We start from the raw sequence: 16,502 nt of genomic DNA, 5'->3' as shown, positions 1-16,502 counted from the left end.
GATTCACAGAAGGTATAACGATGACGACAGCGATGCAGGTACGGCTGGACAATACCGCGGCGGCGGCACATTGGGGTAAAAACGCGTTGTTGAGTTTCAGCGACAGCGAGGCCTGCATCCACGCCACCGCGGCCACCGGCGGTACCCTGGTGGCCGTGCAACGCGCTGCCCGTCGCCTCGACGGCATGGGAGTGGCGGACGTTGTGCTGGCCGGGGACCACTGGGACCTGGAGAGCCGCTGGAGTTTCTGGGCGGGTTACTACAACCCCAACCGCAAGAGCAGACTGGACTGGGGCATTGGTGAAGGCGACGAACGCACAGAACTGGAAGCGCGCCGCGCCGCGAGTCTGTGGGTGCGGGAAATCACCAATGGCACCCCGGAAAATGTGTTTCCCCGCGCACTGGCGGAAAGCGCGGCCGATATGTTGCAGAAGCTGGCGCCGGATGCGGTCAGTTACCGGGTGATTTCCGGCGATGAATTACTGGAAGCAGGCTTTATGGGCATCCATAACGTGGGCCGGGGCAGTGTGCGCGGCGGCGCCATGTTGCAACTGGATTACAACCCCACGGACAGCGACGATGCGCCTGTGGATATCTGCCTGGTGGGCAAGGGCATCACCTTTGACTCCGGCGGTTACAGCATCAAGCCCTCTGCCGGCATGGCGCACATGAAGTCCGATATGGGTGGTGCGGCGATGGTGGCCGGCGGTTTGGCGCTGGCGATTGCCCGCGGCCTGCAGAAGCGCGTGAAGCTGTATCTGTGCTGCGCGGAAAATCTGATCTCCGGTCATGCCTTCAAGCTGGGCGATGTGATCACTTACAAGAATGGGGTGACCGCAGAAATCCTGAATACGGATGCGGAAGGTCGTCTGGTGCTGGCGGATGGCCTGATCGCGGCGAGCGAGGAAAACCCGCGTTACATCCTCGATGCGGCGACCCTGACCGGCGCGGCCAAGATGGCGGTGGGCCGGGATTACAATTCGGTGTTGAGCCTGGAAGACGAGATGGCCGAGAAGGTATTGCGTGCGGCCGGGCAGGAAAATGAAAAAGCCTGGCGCCTGCCGCTGGAGAAATTCCATCTCGAGCAGATTCCTTCCGGTTTTGCGGAAATTGCCAATGTGGGGATGGACGGCACACCGGGCGCTTCCACGGCGGCGGCCTTTCTGGCCAAGTTTGTGCGCGATGAAGGGCGCGGCTGGGTGCACATGGACCTTTCCGGCTCTTACTTGCCGGCGCCGAACGACCAGTGGGCACAGGGGGCCAAGGGGCACGGCTTCCGTACCATCGCCCGGTTCCTGTTGGATAATTGATTTGGCGTTGCGCTAGCCACTTGGCACGCCCAGTGGCAGTGCTCCATTTACGATTCTTTCGTTAGAATTTTTTTGGAACAGTTGGAAGGTATTTATGGAAGAGTATCAGGTAATGATTCAATCGCGGGAGTGGCTGGTCGGTTGGGGCACGCTCTCGCTGATCAACGCCGGCCTTGCCCAAGGCAAAAATCGCAGCGGTCTGATCTGGTGGGTCCTGAGCCTGATTTTCGGCCCGTTGGCCACGCTTGTTCTTGTACTGTTGAGCAAGGCACCCGCAAAGCTGGGCGACTGATTGCGACGCGCTTACGTTATTTGCGAAGGCGAGGTGGCGGGCACAGGCTATCTAAGGGCGGTTAAACCACCGCTCCAATGTGCCAGGGGATAAACTCGTTATCACCGTAATCGAGTTTTTCACTGGCACTTTGTTCGCCTGAAGCAATCGCCAGAATGTGTTGGAATATCCTTTCGCCGCACTCCGCGACGGTGTAGCGCTTGTCCAGGATGCCGCCGCAGTCGATATCCATATCCTCGCGCATACGCTCGAAAAGATTGGAATTACTGGCCAGCTTGATACTCGGTACCGGTTTGCCACCGAACGCGGAGCCGCGGCCGGTGGTGAAGCACACCACATTTGCACCGCTGGCGACCTGGCCGGTGACGGATACCGGGTCGAACCCGGGGCTATCCATAAATACCAGGCCTTTTTTTCGCACCGGCTCTGCGTACAGGTACACATCCTGCAGCGCCGTGGTCCCGCCCTTTGCCTGTGCACCCAGAGATTTCTCAGCAATGGTGGTCAGGCCGCCGGCTTTGTTGCCCGGGGACGGGTTGTTGTTCAGGGCAACGCCGTTGATCCGGGTGTAGTTCTCCCACCAGCGAATGCGGTCCATGAGCTTCTGTGCCACTTCCGGAGAGGCGGCACGGCGGGTGAGCAGGTGCTCGGCGCCGTAGATTTCCGGCGTCTCTGAGTAAATCACCGTGCCGCCATTGCGTACCAGAATATCCGCGGCTGCACCCAGACCGGCATTTGCGGTAATGCCGGAGTAAGCATCGCTGCCGCCGCACTGCACTGCCAGGGTCAATTCCGATGCCGGAATAGGCTGGCGTACACAGGCGTTGGCCGCCGGTAACATGGTGGTCAGGGTCTCAATACCGGATTCGATGGCGGCGCGCGTGCCGCCCTGCTGTTGAATGGTCATTACCTGAAATGCATCGCCCTTTTCCAGCCCGGTTTCCCGCATCAAGCTTTTTACCTGCATGGCTTCGCAGCCGAGGCCGATGAGTAAAACGCCGGCAAAATTGGGGTGCGCGATATAACCGTGGAGTGTGCGCAGCAGGGTCTGGTAACCCTCGCCGGAGGTGGACATGCCACAGCCGCTGTCGTGGCCGAGTGCGACGACCCCGTCCACATTGGGGAAGTCGCGCAACTTGCCGCTGTTGCGGAAGTGCGCGGCAATCGCGCGGGAGACGGTAACCGAACAGTTGACGGTAGAAACAACCGCCAGGTAGTTGCGGGTGCCGGATTTGCCGCTGGGGCGACGGAAACCCATAAAGGTGGCGCGGTCTTCCGCGGCGACATACTGGGTGGGCACATAGTCCCGGCAGAAATCGTGCGCGACCTGGTGCTGGCCCGCTTCCATATTGCATTCGTGCACGTGACAGCCACGGGCAATGTCGTGTTTTGCGAATCCGATGACCTGGCCATATTTGACGACAGCTTCGCCCGCTGCAATCGGGCGCACGCAGACCTTGTGCATGGCGGGCACATCGGTGAGGAGCGGCATCATGCTGCCAGCCCAGTTCACCAGCGTGCCGGCAGGCAGGGGCACCTTGCTGACGGCGACGTTATCGTCTGAATGTATATGAATGAGATCCATCTTTTCCTGACTCCGCAAAATAAGGACACGCGGTCAGTTGTCGTTATGATTGGTTGCAATCTAACACTATATTGGTAAGGCCGCAATCGGAAGGTTAGACCAATTTGGTAAGACTGTGATGGTATTTGCTGTGTTGTGGTGGTTTAACCCCTTCTGTTAGACTGCACGATCGCCGGACGCACCCTGTGGGCGTGTTTGCGCGCCCCACGGCTTGCTGACCGTTTGGAAAAGGTCGGTCACGTGAGTGGGCCGGGATCAGGTCAGACAGATTCGAGCCGGCAGTGCCTCACTGCCGGAGAGTGAACCATAGGGCGGTGGGCCGATTGCCCGGGCCGTATTTCTATATAGACAGAAGAACTGATGCAGTTACGAATGCAGGAGAGTGGCTAGATGCAGGGTGCTCGACTTTATCAACAGGTAGCAGAAAAGCTGGCTGCGGCCATCGCCGCTGGTGATTATCCGGCCGGCACACGCTTGCCCGCCGAGCGCAAGCTGGCGGAGCGCTTTGAGGTGAGCCGGCCGACGGTTCGTGAAGCCATTATCGCGCTGGAGCTGGCGGGCTGCGTGGAGGTCAAGGGTGGCTCCGGGGTCTACGTCACCGACACCGAGGCCAGCGCCTTTTCCGCCGGCGAGAGCGACATTGGTGCGTTCGAAATTCTACAGGCGCGCATGATGTTCGAGGGCGAGGCTGCCGGCCTGGCCGCCCGTGAAATGAGCGACGAGGAAGTGGCGAAGCTGGCCGAGATCCTCGACGAAATGGTGGCGGAGAATGCCACCGAGTCCAGCGCGGAGGTGGCGGATGAGAAGTTCCACCTGCACATCGCCCAGTGTACCCATAATGACGCCGTGGTTTCCGTATGTGAGCACCTGTGGAAGCTGCGCAACAATTCCTCCGTGTCTGCGCGTATCCTGGAGAAAGTGCGTCAGGCCGGGTCCAAACCCCGTATCGAGGAGCACCGCCGTATTCTTGAGGCAATCCAGAAGCGCGATCCGGAGGGGGCGCGCAGTGCCATGCGCGACCACCTGCAGCGCGTGGTGCAGCAGCTGCTGGACGCAACCGAGGCGGAAGCCCTGGAGCAGGCGCGGCGCGAAGTGAGCGCCGCTCGCCAGCGATTTGCGCTCCCTTGAGCAGCATGCTGACCCTTCCGAAGCCGGCCATTGCGCCGGCTTTTTTGTGCCTGGCGTGTGCCTCTGACACATAGGCGCGGGCGCAACACCGGGGCCTTGTCGCAGTGGCGTGGGGCCGCAGTGCTCCCGGACGGAGCAGTGGATACGCTGACCCCTGTAGCTGCCCGTGCGACCAACGGGTTATTGCTCTGCCAAAATTGGTATGACAGTATTGTCTTGATTTTCAGACTGGTCTTGCCAGATCAACCGGCTGGAATGGCGCCAGCAGCGCTTCCAGAAAGCCACGATAACAATAATGCCCGGGAGGTATTTATGACTGGACTCAATCGGCGAGTCTTTTTGCAATCCCTGGCGGCTGCCGCCGCACTGCCTGCTATTCCCGGCGTCCTGCCGCGAGCTGTGGCGATGAGCCGCCGGCCCAGAGCACAGTACACTGGGCCCTGGGCGCAAGTGCCCAAGATTCTTTCTGCCATCCAGCTGCCTGCTATCCCCGCGCGCGAATTCAACCTGAAGACAATGGGCGCCAAAGGGGAAGGCGAGGACGCATCTGCGGCCTTTGCCGCGGCGATCGAAGCCTGCCGAAAAGCCGGTGGCGGTCGCATTGTGGTCCCCGCGGGCCAGTACCGCACTGGCCCCATCCATCTGGTCTCCAACACCGAGCTGCATATCGCTGAAGGCGCGCAAGTGCACTTTATCCCCGAGCCTGAGCGCTACCTGCCCGCGGTAAAAACCCGCTGGGAGGGCATGGAAATCATGGGCTACTCACCGCTGATATACGCCCACCAGTGCGAAAACGTCGCCCTTACCGGCAAAGGACTGATTGATGGTGGCGCCGATTGCGACACCTGGTGGCCGTGGAAGGGCAAGAACACCAAATGCGCCAACAGTTCCAACGACGGCGATACCCAGCACCAGGCCCGCGCCAGATTGATGGAGGAGATGGAGGCTGGGGTGCCCGTTGCCGAGCGCCACTATGCGGAAGGGGCCTTCCTGCGTCCGCCACTGGTGCAGTTTTATGCGTGCAAGAATGTCCTGATCGAGGGCGTGACTCTGGAGAACTCCCCGTTCTGGGTGATTCACCCGGTGCTCTGCGAGGGGTTGACCGTGCGTGGTGTCACCACCCGAAGCCACGGGCCGAATTCCGACGGGTGTGATCCCGAGTCCTGCAAAAACGTGCTGATTGAGGACTGCCTGTTCGACAACGGCGACGATTGCATTGCGATCAAGTCCGGGCGCAATGCCGATGGTCGTCGGCTCGACGTACCCACCGAGAATGTGGTGGTGCGGAATTGCCAGATGCGGGATGGGCATGGGGGCCTGGTGCTCGGCAGTGAAATCTCCGGTGGGGTGCATAACGTCTTTCTCGAGGACTGTGTAATGAGCAGCCCAAACCTGGAGCGCGGCCTGCGGATCAAGACCAATGCCATGCGCGGCGGTGATATCCACGATATTTATGTGCGGAACCTGACCATCGGCCAGGTGAAGGACGTGATTGTGATCAATTTCTTCTATGAAGAGGGTGACAAGGGCGACTTCGATCCGAACGTGTACAACATTCAGGTGGAAAACCTGGTGTGCAAGGAGGCGCGGCGTGCGTTCCATATTCGCGGCTTCGAGCGGGCCCCCATTCGTGGCTTGCAGATCACCGACAGCCGGATTGACCAGGCTGGCTCACTGGGTGTAATTGAAGAGGTGGCTGGCCTGACCGTAAACAATGTCACCATCAACGGTGAGGTTTTCGAGCCCGGGGTATCCGTCCTCGCGAAGAGCACTCTGGCCCGCTGAAAATGGACCGCGAGGCGGAGGAAAGTGAAGGTTTTGTCGTCTAAATCTTCACCTGGGCAAAAAATGCAGGCCGCTTTTGAAAAATTGGTCTGCCAAAAGTTGATAGTTGGTAATCCATGTGCGATTATCGATACGCTTTGATAATAAGCGGTAATACCAAAAAAGGTTTTACCAAAATAATGACGATAAGCGGAGACGAGAGTCATGAAGACCTTCGAGCTGAAACCCCTCACTCTTGCGATGGCCATTGTTGCAGTGCCGGCCCTTGCGCAAGCCCAAGAAAGCCAAGTCGACAATGCGTCCATGGAAGAGATCACCGTTACGGGCAGTTACCGTGACAGTCTCTCCAAGGCGCTGGATCAGAAACGCGATGCCGTTGGTGCCAAAGACGCCATCCTCGCCGAAGACATTGCCGACTTCCCCGACCTCAACCTGGCAGAATCCCTGCAGCGTATCCCGGGCGTAGCGATTACCCGTGACGCCGGCGAAGGCCGTAACATTTCCGTGCGTGGTCTGGGTGCGCAGTTTACCCGTGTCCGCATCAATGGCCTGGAGGCCGTTTCCACCACCGGTGGTGCTGATTCCTCCGGCGGCGCCAACCGCGGCCGCTCCTTTGACTTCAACACCTTTGCTTCCGAGCTGTTCTCCAACCTGACCGTGCACAAGACTTCCTCTGCGGATCTGGACGAAGGCTCCCTCGGTGCTACAGTCGACCTGAATACCGGCCGTCCGCTGGATATGCAGGATAGCTTCACCTTCGCAGCCAATGCACAGATGGGCTACAACAGCCAGTCTGGTGAAGCCGATCCGCGTACCTCTTTCCTGGTGGCGGGCAAGAACGAGGCGGGCACCATCGGCTGGCTGGCGACTTACTCCCAGTCCAAGCGCAATGTGCAGGAAGAGGGTTTCTCCTCCGTGCGATGGACCGCGAGTGAAGAAATTGCCAACTGTTCCGCGTGTGCGGACGATGCGGAACTGGCCGCATTGAACGAAGGTTTCTTCCCGCGTATTCCTCGCTACGGCAAGTTTACCCATGAGCAGGATCGCCAGGGCTTTACCGGTACCTTGCAGTTCCGTCCCACCGACCGCACCGAAATCCTGGTCGACTACCTGACTTCACGCTTCGATGCCACCCGTGAAGAGGAATTCGTTTCCGTAAGCTTGAAAGACAAGGGTAACTTCCCCGAGTTTGACGTTACCGACTACACCATGGACGGCAACGGCACCATCACCTCGATGACGGTGAACAACTACGATCTGCGTGTGGAGCACCGATTCGACGAACTGGAAACCAAGTTCGACCAGTTCTCTATTCGTGCATCGCACGATTTCAGTGACCGCCTGCGTGGTGACTTTGTGTGGGGCTCGTCCGAGTCCAACTACGACAACCCGATGCAGACCACTGCCATCGTAGATGCTATCGATGTGCAGAACAGCTTCAGCTATAACGCCACGACTTCCGGCGGCAGCATCGATTTCGCAGACTTCGATACCGCCAACGCGGCAAACTATGATTTTGTTGAGCTGCGTCACCGCCCGAACACGGTGGACAACACCTTTGATACCCTTGCGTTCAACCTGGAGTTTGACCTGACCGACAACCTGTCCTTGAAGGGCGGCGCGTCTCAGAAGAGCTTTGAGTTCGACGTGGCTGAAAATCGCGCTGGGCCGAAATTCAGCGGCATTTCAGCAACCACCCTGCAGGGCAGCTCTACCAGCCTCAATGGCATCACCTGGTTCTCGCCGGATGTCCAGTCCACACTGAATACGTATTCAGCGGAAGTGGCGGCCAGCATGGCGCCGCGCGCGCGGGACATCCGCAACGTTCAGGAAGATGACACTGGCTACTATGTGCAGCTCGACTGGGCCACGGAAGTAGCGGGCCTGCCACTGCGCGGAAACCTCGGCGTGCGTCGGGTAACCACCGAAGTGGCTTCCACCGGTTTTACCGACCTCAACGGTGAAAGTGTGCAGGTGGTGGCTACCAACGAATACACCGATACCCTGCCGTCCATGAACTTGGCGCTGGACGTTCACGAAGACATGGTCGTGCGCTTCTCCGTCGCGGACGTTATGTCACGCCCGGCACTGGGAGACCTGACACCCGGCGGTAGCATCGATCAGTTCAATGGCTCCGTCAGCTTCGGCAACCCGAAACTGGATCCATTCCGTGCCCGTGCCTACGACCTGTCTTACGAATGGTATTTCAATGACGATGCCGTGTTCGCCGCAGCCTACTTCTACAAAGACGTAGAGTCCTTTATCAAGAAGGATACCTTCAGTCAGCGCCCCTGGTCTGAAACAGGCTTTGCGCCCTCGGTACTTGCTGACGAAGGTACCTACGATGAAACCGATAACTGGGATATTACCCGTAACTTCAACGGCGAAGGCGGTGACATCTCAGGCGTCGAGCTGCAGTATCAGCAGGTATTCTTCGACAACTACGGCCTGATCCTGAATTACACCTATGTGGATTCGGAAATGAACTTCGGCACCGCAGAAGACCCCAACTACGGCCCACTCAACAACCAGTCGAAGAACTCGTATAACGCTACCATGTACTACGAGAACGAAGACTGGAGTGCGCGTGTTTCCTACGCTGCTCGCAGCGATTACAACACCAAGGCGATGGGCCAGGGACGTAACGGCAACGATATCGAATACACCGAGGGTACTTCCAACGTGGACTTCGTCGCCGGCTACAACCTGAACGACAACTGGAAGCTCAGCCTTGAGGCGATCAACCTCACCAACGAGCCCAACCGTCAGATGATCGACAGTGCTGGCCGTATCGTGGTCGATCACACCTACGGTCGTCAGTACTACGTAGGTGCGCAGTACAAGTTCTAATCTCGCAGGATGATTTGGAGCTGTAAGTAACGGCCGGGTGCAGGGATCTGTCGGTGGAAACACCGGCGTAGGGATTCGAATGCGCACCCGGCCGTTTTTTTTAACATATCGGCAGAAAATATTTCTGACGAAGAAGAATAAAACCCGAATTCGTGGAGACGTTTGTGAAATTGTTTTACTCGTCCAAATGCAAGCTGGGCCTTAATGTCATCACATTCGCGCTGACTGCGGCTACGCTGGTCGCGTGTGGGGAGAGGACGGCCCAGTCCGGGGAGGCTTCGAACTCGCTCGCTGCAGCAGTGGAAAAGCCCAGCGCTATCGCAACCCTTGAGCTTGCCAACCCGTCTGCTTTCCCGCGTGTGGACGAAGCGGTTTACCTCAGCTACTACGAGCTCGGACTGAGTGCAGGTTTTGCTGCACCCCTCGCGGTGTGGAACCAGGCTGAACGGATTCCCACGCAGCTCATTGATAGAGATGCCGACGGCAACAAAGACGGCATTCTATTCACTGTGGATGTGGCTGTCGATGAAACCCTCAAGTTGCGTATCGCTGAAGCCGATGCACCAGTGGAGATGGCAAAACGCACCCAGGCCGAAATCTCCCATAAAGTGGGCGGTGAATGGGTTGAGCGTGAATACAAAGGCGGCAGCTTCCAGAACGTAAGCTCTCTTGCGGTGCCGGAAGAACACACCGATCACTCCTACTTTATCCGCTATGAAGGCCCGGGCATTGAATCCGACCTGGTGGGCTACCGTGTATACCTCGACTGGCGTAATGGCTTCGACATTTTCGGTAAAAAAGTACAGAAGCCGGTATTGCAAGGGGTGGGTCAGGATGGTTTTGATTCCTACCACGAGCCCGCCGATTGGGGGATGGATGTACTGAAAGTCGGCAGTTCGCTGGGCGTGGGTGGCTATGGCTACTGGGATGGTGAAAAAGTCGTGCGCGTAAGCGATGTGCAGGATTGGCAGGTGGACATCGCCGAAGACGGCGATCTCTATTCTTCCTTCAAAATTCAGTACCAAGGCTGGAAGCCCACCGCCGACCAGCACACCGACCTGACGGCGGTGCTGTCCATGCACGCCGGCAGCCGTCTGGTGGAGGTCAATGCAAAAACCAGCGCAGAGTTGGACAACCTCGTAGCTGGTATCGTGAACCACGAAGGCACCGAGTTGATCGTGGGCGACATGGACATTACCGGCCACGCCTATACCTATATCGGCACTTATGGTCCGCAGAGTCTCGATGGCGCTAACCTGGGTATGGCGGTGATTGCCAAGAAAAAAGCGATCAGGGAAACCACCAGCGACGCATACAACCAGGTTGCTATCCTGAAGCCCGCCGACAAGGAAGTTCAGTACTATTTTGTGGCCGCCTGGGCCAATGAAGCAAAAAGCGAGCACGGCCCCATCACCACCAAGGCGGAGTTTGAGACTTACCTCAAACAGGAAGCGGAAAAGCTCACTATGCCCCTGCGCCAGCGCCTGACCACGTCTGCCAGTGTTGCAGAAACCGACAAGCCGCTGACCGCCGATGTGGCGCTCGATTGGAGCAAGCGGCTGGCGGATTCCGAGCTGGAGCGTAAAACCCTGGATTACCGCTTTGGTGGCTTTGACCATATCCGCAAGCGTCCTTCCTACTTCGAGTACACCACCGGCATGGTGATGCAGGCCTATGACGAGTTGAACGCAGTTTCTCCGAAACCGCGCTATGCCGATGCGGTGCAAACCGTGATGGGCTCCTTCGTGAACGACGATGGCTCGATCAATGGTTACGTGCAGGAAAAGTACAACATCGACAGCATTCGCGCCGGTACCATGCTGCTGCGCATGTACGAGCGCAATCAGGATCCGGCTTACAAAAAAGCGGTGGACACCCTATTCGAGCAGTTGGAGCATCACCCGCGTACCAGTGCCGGTGCGTTCTGGCACAAAAAAATCTACCCGCACCAGGTGTGGCTGGATGGCGTGTACATGGGAATTCCATTTCTCGCTCATTACGAGCAATTGATGCACGAAGAGCCCAACGTGGAAGAGGTGCTGGCGGAATTCAGGCTGGTGAACGAAATTCTGAAGGATCCGGAAACCGGCCTCTTCTATCACGCCTGGGATGAAAAGCGGGAGCAGGTATGGGCGGATAAGGAAAGCGGACTCTCCGGTTATCACTGGGCCCGCGGTATGGGCTGGCTGGCGATGGCGCTGGTGGATGTGCTGGACTTCATCCCCGCAGAAAACATCGAGGAGCGCCAGTACTTGCTCGACATGATTACCGACATCGCTCCGGTCATCGAGAAGTACCAGGACGCGGAGACCGGAACCTGGTGGCAGATTATCGACAAGCCCGGTGAGCGCGCCAACTACCGCGAGTCTACTGCGAGCACCATGTTCACCTACTTCTATGCCAAGGCGCTGAACCAGGGTTACCTGCCCAAGGAAAGATACCTGGCGACGGCCAAGAAAGCCTACCAGGGCCTGCTGGATGAGTTTGTGCAGGTGCATGCCGACGGCACCATCAGTATCACCGATATGTGTCAGGTGGCCGGCCTCGGCTTTGGCCGCGACGGCAGCTATGCGTACTACATGAGCGAACCGATCTATAACGACGATCCAAAAGGTACCGCGCCGTTTATCACTTCGGGCGTCGAGATGTACAAGCTATTGAAATCTGAATCTTGAGTTGTTACCGAATTTACAGGATAGAGTTATGACCACTGTATTTGAAGAGCGCCACGCCAGCCACCCGGCGGATTATGAAAAATACGATACCGATCGTTTGCGTGACGAGTATCTGGTGCCAAACCTGTTTACCGCAGATACCGTCAACCTGACGTATACCCACGTTGACCGGGTGATTGTCGGTGGCGTGATGCCGGTAGAAGGTCCGGTAAAACTGGAAACCGTCGATGCGCTCAAATCGGATTACTTCCTCGAGCGTCGTGAGCTGGGCATTATCAATATTGGTGCGCCGGGTGTAGTGGAAGTGGATGGTGCGGTCTATGAGATCGGCACCAAGGAAGCGCTGTACGTCAGCCGTGGCACTCAGGATGTCGTGTTCAGCAGCAACGTGAAAGCCTCTCCCGCCAAATTTTACATTCTGTCTACGCCGGCACACCGCGAGTTCCCGACCACCAAGATCGGCCAGGGCGATGCGCAGGTGATTGAACTGGGTGCAGCGGAAACCTGCAACAAGCGCACCTTGCGCAAGCTGCTGGTGAAAGACGTGCTGCAAACCTGTCAGTTGCAGATGGGCATGACCGAACTGGCCCCGGGTAGCTGCTGGAATACCATGCCGTGCCATACACACAGCCGCCGTATGGAAGTGTATATGTACTTCAACCTGCCGGAAGACCAGGCGGTTTGCCACTTCATGGGCCCGCCCCAGAAAACCCGGACCATCTGGATACACAACGAGCAAGCAGTCATATCCCCAACCTGGTCACTGCATTCCGGTGTCGGCACCAGCAATTACACCTTTATCTGGGGCATGGCTGGCGAGAACCACGATTACGATGACATGGATAAAGTGCAGCCCACCGAGCTGCGCTAATCCTGACGATCGCGAAAATACGGGAGTACAAGAATGTCCAAGTCACTGTTTGACTTAACCGGAAAGCTCGCAGTGGTCACCGGGGCTACCCACGGCCTCGGTATGGCGATGGCAGAAGGGCTCGGTAATGCCGGTGCCAAACTGGTGATCACTGGCCACTCTTCCCAGGAGAAGCTCGACAACGCGGTTTCCGAGCTGCGGGAAAAAGGCTACGACGCCCAAGGTTACCTGTTCAACGTCACCGACGAAGATCAGGTCAACGAAATGGTGCCCGTGATCGAACAGGAGCAGGGGCCGATCGATGTGCTGGTGAACAACGCCGGTATTATCCGCCGCGTACCCCTGCTGGATATGGAACTGTCCGAGTGGAACAAGGTACTGGAAACCAACCTGACTGGCGTGATGGTGATGAGCCGCCCGGTAGTGCGTCGTATGATCGAGCGCGGTGCGGGCAAGATCATTAACATCTGCTCGATGATGAGTGAGCTGGGCCGCGACAGTGTCTCTGCCTATGCCGCTTCCAAGGGTGGCCTCAAGATGCTGACCCAGAATATGGCCACTGAGTGGGCGCGCCACAACATCCAGGTGAACGGTATCGGCCCCGGTTATTTTGCTACCGCCCAGACCGCGCCAATTCGTGTGGACGGCCACCCGTTCAACGACTTTATTATCGGCCGTACACCGGCAGGCCGCTGGGGTAACCCGGAAGACCTGCAGGGTGCTGCGGTATTCCTGTCTTCCAAAGCCAGTGATTTTGTGAACGGTCAGGTGGTTTACGTGGATGGCGGTATTCTTGCCACCATTGGCAAGCCAGGCAACGAATAACTCAGCCTACGCGAAGCGGCCCATCGTCGGATTCCACTTCGTGGCGCCGCTTAGGCGGCGCTGATCCTTTCTTGTCAGGGGTGCGTCCTTGCATCCCCTGTATCACGACTGCGGATAACACCGACACGGCGCTAAAAATAGCGCTGTGCGCAGGCCAGTGTTCCGTCTTCTTCCAGCCTGTCCAGCCAGCTCGACAGTGCACTCTGCAGGCGGGCGCTGTTGCGCAGGTCTTCGCCGAATACCGGAGTGAAAGCGAGAAACGCCGCCGCCAGTGCCGAGCTGCCTTGCGGCTTGTACTGATCGCACAACGCCTTCAGCTCCACCGCCAGAGGATCGGAAACTTCGATCGCATTCCCCTGTTCGTCTACCGCGGATACGTAACGGATCCAGTTCGCCAGTGCAAAACTCAAAACATCAATCGGGCCATCGTTTTCCAGCTGGTAGCGCAGGGTGCCCAGCCAGCGCTGGGGAATCTTCTGCGAACCGTCCATGGCGATCTGCCAGGTCCGGTGGCGCAGGGCGCGGTTCTCGAAGCGCTCGATCAGTTCTGCCTGATACGCGGCGATATCGAAGTCTGCGGGCACATCAATGGACGTAGTGGCCTCGGACTGCATAAAGTGCAGCGCCAGCTTGTTGAACGCCGGTACCGCCATCACATCCGCCACAGTCTCGCAGCCTGCGAGATAGCCGCTGTACGCCAGCATCGAATGGCTGCCATTGAGCAGGCGCAGTTTGATCAGTTCGTAGACTTCCACATCGTCCACAAACGTCGCGCCGGCCTTGTCCCACTCAGGGCGGCCACGCAGGAAATTGTCTTCCACCACCCACTGGGAAAATGGCTCGGCCATCACTGCCGCCTCGTCGCGACAGCCGATCAGTGCTTCCAGCTCTGCGCGGTCCGCATCGGTAGTGGCCGGTACAATACGGTCCACCATGGTAGACGGCGTTGTGGTGTTTTCCGCAATCCACGCCGCCAGCTCGCTATCGACTTTCTCCGCGAACTGCCCCAGTACTTTCCCTAACAGCGTGCCGTTGGATGGCAGGTTGTCGCAGGTCAGTACGGTAAAGCCCGGCAGGCCACGCGCTTTACGCAGCGCGAGGGCTCCAACGATATAACCCAGCGCAGACTTGGGCGCCTGCGGGTTCTGCAGGTCGTGCACCACATCCGGGTGCTGTGGATTCAGGTCGCCGCTTGCCGGATCGTGGCAGTAGCCTTTCTCGGTGATGGTCAGCGAAACAATACGTACGCTCTCCTGCGCCAGCAGTTCCAGCAGCTGCTGTGGGCTTTCCGGGCCCACCAATACATCGCTCACTGCACCGACGATCTGTACCTTGGTGCCAGCATTGGACTTTTCCACCACGGAATAAAGGCCGTTCTGCGGCACCAGTTGATCGCGCACTCCGGCGGAGCGCAGGCTCGCACCCACAATGCCCCAGTCGTTTTCACCGGCGGCGATACGGTTTTCCGTGTACCAGGCCTGGTGCGCGCGATGAAAGGCACCGATGCCCAGGTGCACGATGCCGGTGGTGACTTCGTTGCGGTCGTAGGCCGGCTTGATCACCTCGGCGGGGAGACTTTCCAGAATATTGTTGTTGAGTCTTTGTTGGCTCATTTCTTTTCCACCTATCAAAGCTTGTAGGCTTTCTTCGCCAGGTTGTAGGCGAGGTCGGCAGCCAGTTCGAAGGCTTCGTCTTCCTGCAGGCGGTGGTCGCTGACCAGCTGCGCCAGCCATACACAGTCCATGCGGCGCGCCACATCGTGACGGGCGGGGATGGACAGGAATGCGCGGGTATCGTCATTGAAGCCAACGGTATTGTAGAAACCGGCAGTCTCGGTTACCTGCTCGCGGAAACGACGCATGCCTTCCGGGCTGTCGTGGAACCACCAGCTCGGGCCCAGCTTCAGTGCCGGGTAGTGGCCCGCCAGGGGTGCCAGTTCGCGGCTATAGCTCGTTTCATCCAGCGTGAACAGAATAATGCTCAGCTCCGGCTCGTTACCCACCGCTTCCAGCAGCGGCTGCAGCGCGTGTACGTAATCGGTCTGCGAAGGAATGTCGCAACCCTTGTCGCGACCAAAGCGCTCGAACACCACCCTATTGTGATTGCGGAAGGAGCCCGGATGAATCTGCATCACCAGACCATCCTCGATACTCATACGTGCCATCTCGGTCAGCATCTGGCCGCGGAACAGTTCCGCGTCTGCCGCACTACAATTTCCGCGGCTCACCTTCAGGAACAGCGCCTCCGCCTCTGACGCGGATAGATTCGCGGTGGTTGCTGTCGGGTGGCCATGGTCGGTCGAGGTCGCGCCCATCTGCTTGAAGAACACACGACGGTTGCGCAGCGCCGCCAGGTAACCAGACCAGGTAGAGGTATCCTCACCGGTGATTTCCGCCAGCTGTGCCAGGTTATCCACGAAACCTTCGAAATCCGGATCCAACACCGGGTCCGGACGGAACGCGGTGATCACGCGGCCCTTCCAGCCACTGTCCAGAATCTTCTGGTGATGACGCAGATCGTCCAGCGGGGATTCGGTGGTGGCAATTACCTCGATGTTGAAACGCTCGAACAGCGCGCGTGGCAGGAATTCCGGTTGGCGCAGGTAGCTATCGATGCGCTCGTAATACTGCTGCGCGGTATCGCCGCTCAGCTGTACATCCAGCTCGAACACATCGTGAAATACAGTATCCAGCCAGGTGCGCGACGGCGTGCCGCGGAACAGATAATAGTTCTCGGCAAAAATCTGCCAGATCTTGCGCGGGTCCTGTTCCACCGGGGTGCCGTCCTGGGTGCGGATGCCGAGGCTCTCCAGGGGAATGCCCTGGGAGTAGAGCATACGGAACACATAGTGGTCCGGGCGGATCAGCAGGTCCGCAGGATTGCCAAACGGCTGATTATCGGCGAACCAGGATGGATCGGTGTGACCGTGCGGGCTGATGATCGGCAGATCCTTGACGCTTTGGTACAGGCTGCGGGCAATGTCGCGGCTGGTTTTATCCGCGGGGAACAGGCGGTCGGGGTGCAGGATCAGAGGACGTGTCATATGAGGTGTTTCCAGATTTCGGGTTTGCCGTCTGGGCCGGGATCGCGTGCCGGCCCATTTATTGTTTTTTCATCTTCTCACCGCCACGAGCGCGCGCGAAGCGCCAGACATGAGAAAGCGCCCGACTCATCTCGTGCC

The 16,502-nt window shown here is 58.3% G+C and carries 11 protein-coding genes; 8 read left to right on the top strand and 3 right to left on the bottom strand.

Annotated features, from left to right (window positions below):
• Window positions 1-20 precede the first annotated feature (20 nt).
• Both pepB and AU182_RS00585 read left to right on the top strand, forming a co-directional pair.
• Window positions 21-1,310 (top strand): aminopeptidase PepB, encoded by a 1,290-nt coding sequence (gene pepB / locus AU182_RS00590; RefSeq protein WP_066959366.1) that lies wholly within the window; start codon window positions 21-23, stop codon window positions 1,308-1,310.
• A 94-nt stretch (window positions 1,311-1,404) separates the two neighbouring features.
• The gene (locus AU182_RS00585) at window positions 1,405-1,602 is read left to right on the top strand and encodes an antitermination protein NusB (RefSeq protein ID WP_066959364.1); all 198 of its coding nucleotides are present in this window, start codon (window positions 1,405-1,407) and stop codon (window positions 1,600-1,602) included.
• Between the two features lie 61 nt (window positions 1,603-1,663).
• On the opposite strand, the gene AU182_RS00580 is transcribed toward AU182_RS00585, so the two are convergent.
• Window positions 1,664-3,187, bottom strand: coding sequence for a UxaA family hydrolase (locus tag AU182_RS00580; protein WP_066959362.1), 1,524 nt, complete (start codon window positions 3,185-3,187; stop codon window positions 1,664-1,666).
• A gap of 390 nt (window positions 3,188-3,577) precedes the next feature.
• Between AU182_RS00580 and AU182_RS00575 the strand changes: the two genes are divergently transcribed.
• The 6 genes from AU182_RS00575 (at window position 3,578) to AU182_RS00550 (ending at window position 13,321) form a co-directional block, all read left to right on the top strand.
• Window positions 3,578-4,315 carry a FadR/GntR family transcriptional regulator gene (locus AU182_RS00575; protein WP_066959360.1) on the top strand — a complete coding sequence of 246 codons (738 nt, stop codon included), beginning with the start codon at window positions 3,578-3,580 and terminating at the stop codon, window positions 4,313-4,315.
• 312 nt (window positions 4,316-4,627) lie between these two features.
• Complete coding sequence (locus AU182_RS00570) at window positions 4,628-6,100, top strand: glycoside hydrolase family 28 protein (RefSeq protein ID WP_066959357.1); 1,473 nt, start codon at window positions 4,628-4,630, stop codon at window positions 6,098-6,100.
• Between the two features lie 204 nt (window positions 6,101-6,304).
• Window positions 6,305-8,950 carry a TonB-dependent receptor gene (locus tag AU182_RS00565; RefSeq protein WP_066959356.1) on the top strand — a complete coding sequence of 882 codons (2,646 nt, stop codon included), beginning with the start codon at window positions 6,305-6,307 and terminating at the stop codon, window positions 8,948-8,950.
• Between the two features lie 164 nt (window positions 8,951-9,114).
• A complete protein-coding gene (locus AU182_RS00560; protein ID WP_227718066.1) occupies window positions 9,115-11,625 on the top strand; it encodes a glycoside hydrolase family 88 protein in 2,511 nt (836 codons plus the stop codon).
• A gap of 28 nt (window positions 11,626-11,653) precedes the next feature.
• The gene (gene kduI / locus AU182_RS00555) at window positions 11,654-12,496 is read left to right on the top strand and encodes a 5-dehydro-4-deoxy-D-glucuronate isomerase (RefSeq protein ID WP_066959353.1); all 843 of its coding nucleotides are present in this window, start codon (window positions 11,654-11,656) and stop codon (window positions 12,494-12,496) included.
• Window positions 12,497-12,529: 33 nt separating this feature from the next.
• Window positions 12,530-13,321 carry a gluconate 5-dehydrogenase gene (locus AU182_RS00550; RefSeq protein ID WP_066959351.1) on the top strand — a complete coding sequence of 264 codons (792 nt, stop codon included), beginning with the start codon at window positions 12,530-12,532 and terminating at the stop codon, window positions 13,319-13,321.
• Between the two features lie 131 nt (window positions 13,322-13,452).
• Here the strand turns inward: AU182_RS00550 and AU182_RS00545 are convergent, their stop codons facing one another.
• Entirely contained in the window at window positions 13,453-14,934 is a 1,482-nt protein-coding gene (locus AU182_RS00545; RefSeq protein WP_066959350.1) for a mannitol dehydrogenase family protein, read from the bottom strand.
• A 14-nt stretch (window positions 14,935-14,948) separates the two neighbouring features.
• Complete coding sequence (gene uxaC / locus AU182_RS00540) at window positions 14,949-16,364, bottom strand: glucuronate isomerase (protein ID WP_066959348.1); 1,416 nt, start codon at window positions 16,362-16,364, stop codon at window positions 14,949-14,951.
• Window positions 16,365-16,502: the final 138 nt, after the last annotated feature.

The organism is Microbulbifer sp. Q7 (genome assembly GCF_001639145.1).
Classification (GTDB): domain Bacteria; phylum Pseudomonadota; class Gammaproteobacteria; order Pseudomonadales; family Cellvibrionaceae; genus Microbulbifer.
The sequence above is the reverse complement of the archived record's forward strand: the minus strand, read 5'-3'. Positions and strand labels throughout refer to the sequence as shown.

What these genes read in the sequence shown, in the direction of transcription:
- pepB (WP_066959366.1), top strand. Translation starts at nt 21, where the DNA reads ATGACGACAGCGATGCAGGTACGGCTGGACAATACCGCGGCGGCGGCA.
- AU182_RS00585 (WP_066959364.1), top strand. Translation starts at nt 1,405, where the DNA reads ATGGAAGAGTATCAGGTAATGATTCAATCGCGGGAGTGGCTGGTCGGT.
- AU182_RS00580 (WP_066959362.1), bottom strand. Translation starts at nt 3,187, where the DNA reads ATGGATCTCATTCATATACATTCAGACGATAACGTCGCCGTCAGCAAG.
- AU182_RS00575 (WP_066959360.1), top strand. Translation starts at nt 3,578, where the DNA reads ATGCAGGGTGCTCGACTTTATCAACAGGTAGCAGAAAAGCTGGCTGCG.
- AU182_RS00570 (WP_066959357.1), top strand. Translation starts at nt 4,628, where the DNA reads ATGACTGGACTCAATCGGCGAGTCTTTTTGCAATCCCTGGCGGCTGCC.
- AU182_RS00565 (WP_066959356.1), top strand. Translation starts at nt 6,305, where the DNA reads ATGAAGACCTTCGAGCTGAAACCCCTCACTCTTGCGATGGCCATTGTT.
- kduI (WP_066959353.1), top strand. Translation starts at nt 11,654, where the DNA reads ATGACCACTGTATTTGAAGAGCGCCACGCCAGCCACCCGGCGGATTAT.
- AU182_RS00550 (WP_066959351.1), top strand. Translation starts at nt 12,530, where the DNA reads ATGTCCAAGTCACTGTTTGACTTAACCGGAAAGCTCGCAGTGGTCACC.
- AU182_RS00545 (WP_066959350.1), bottom strand. Translation starts at nt 14,934, where the DNA reads ATGAGCCAACAAAGACTCAACAACAATATTCTGGAAAGTCTCCCCGCC.
- uxaC (WP_066959348.1), bottom strand. Translation starts at nt 16,364, where the DNA reads ATGACACGTCCTCTGATCCTGCACCCCGACCGCCTGTTCCCCGCGGAT.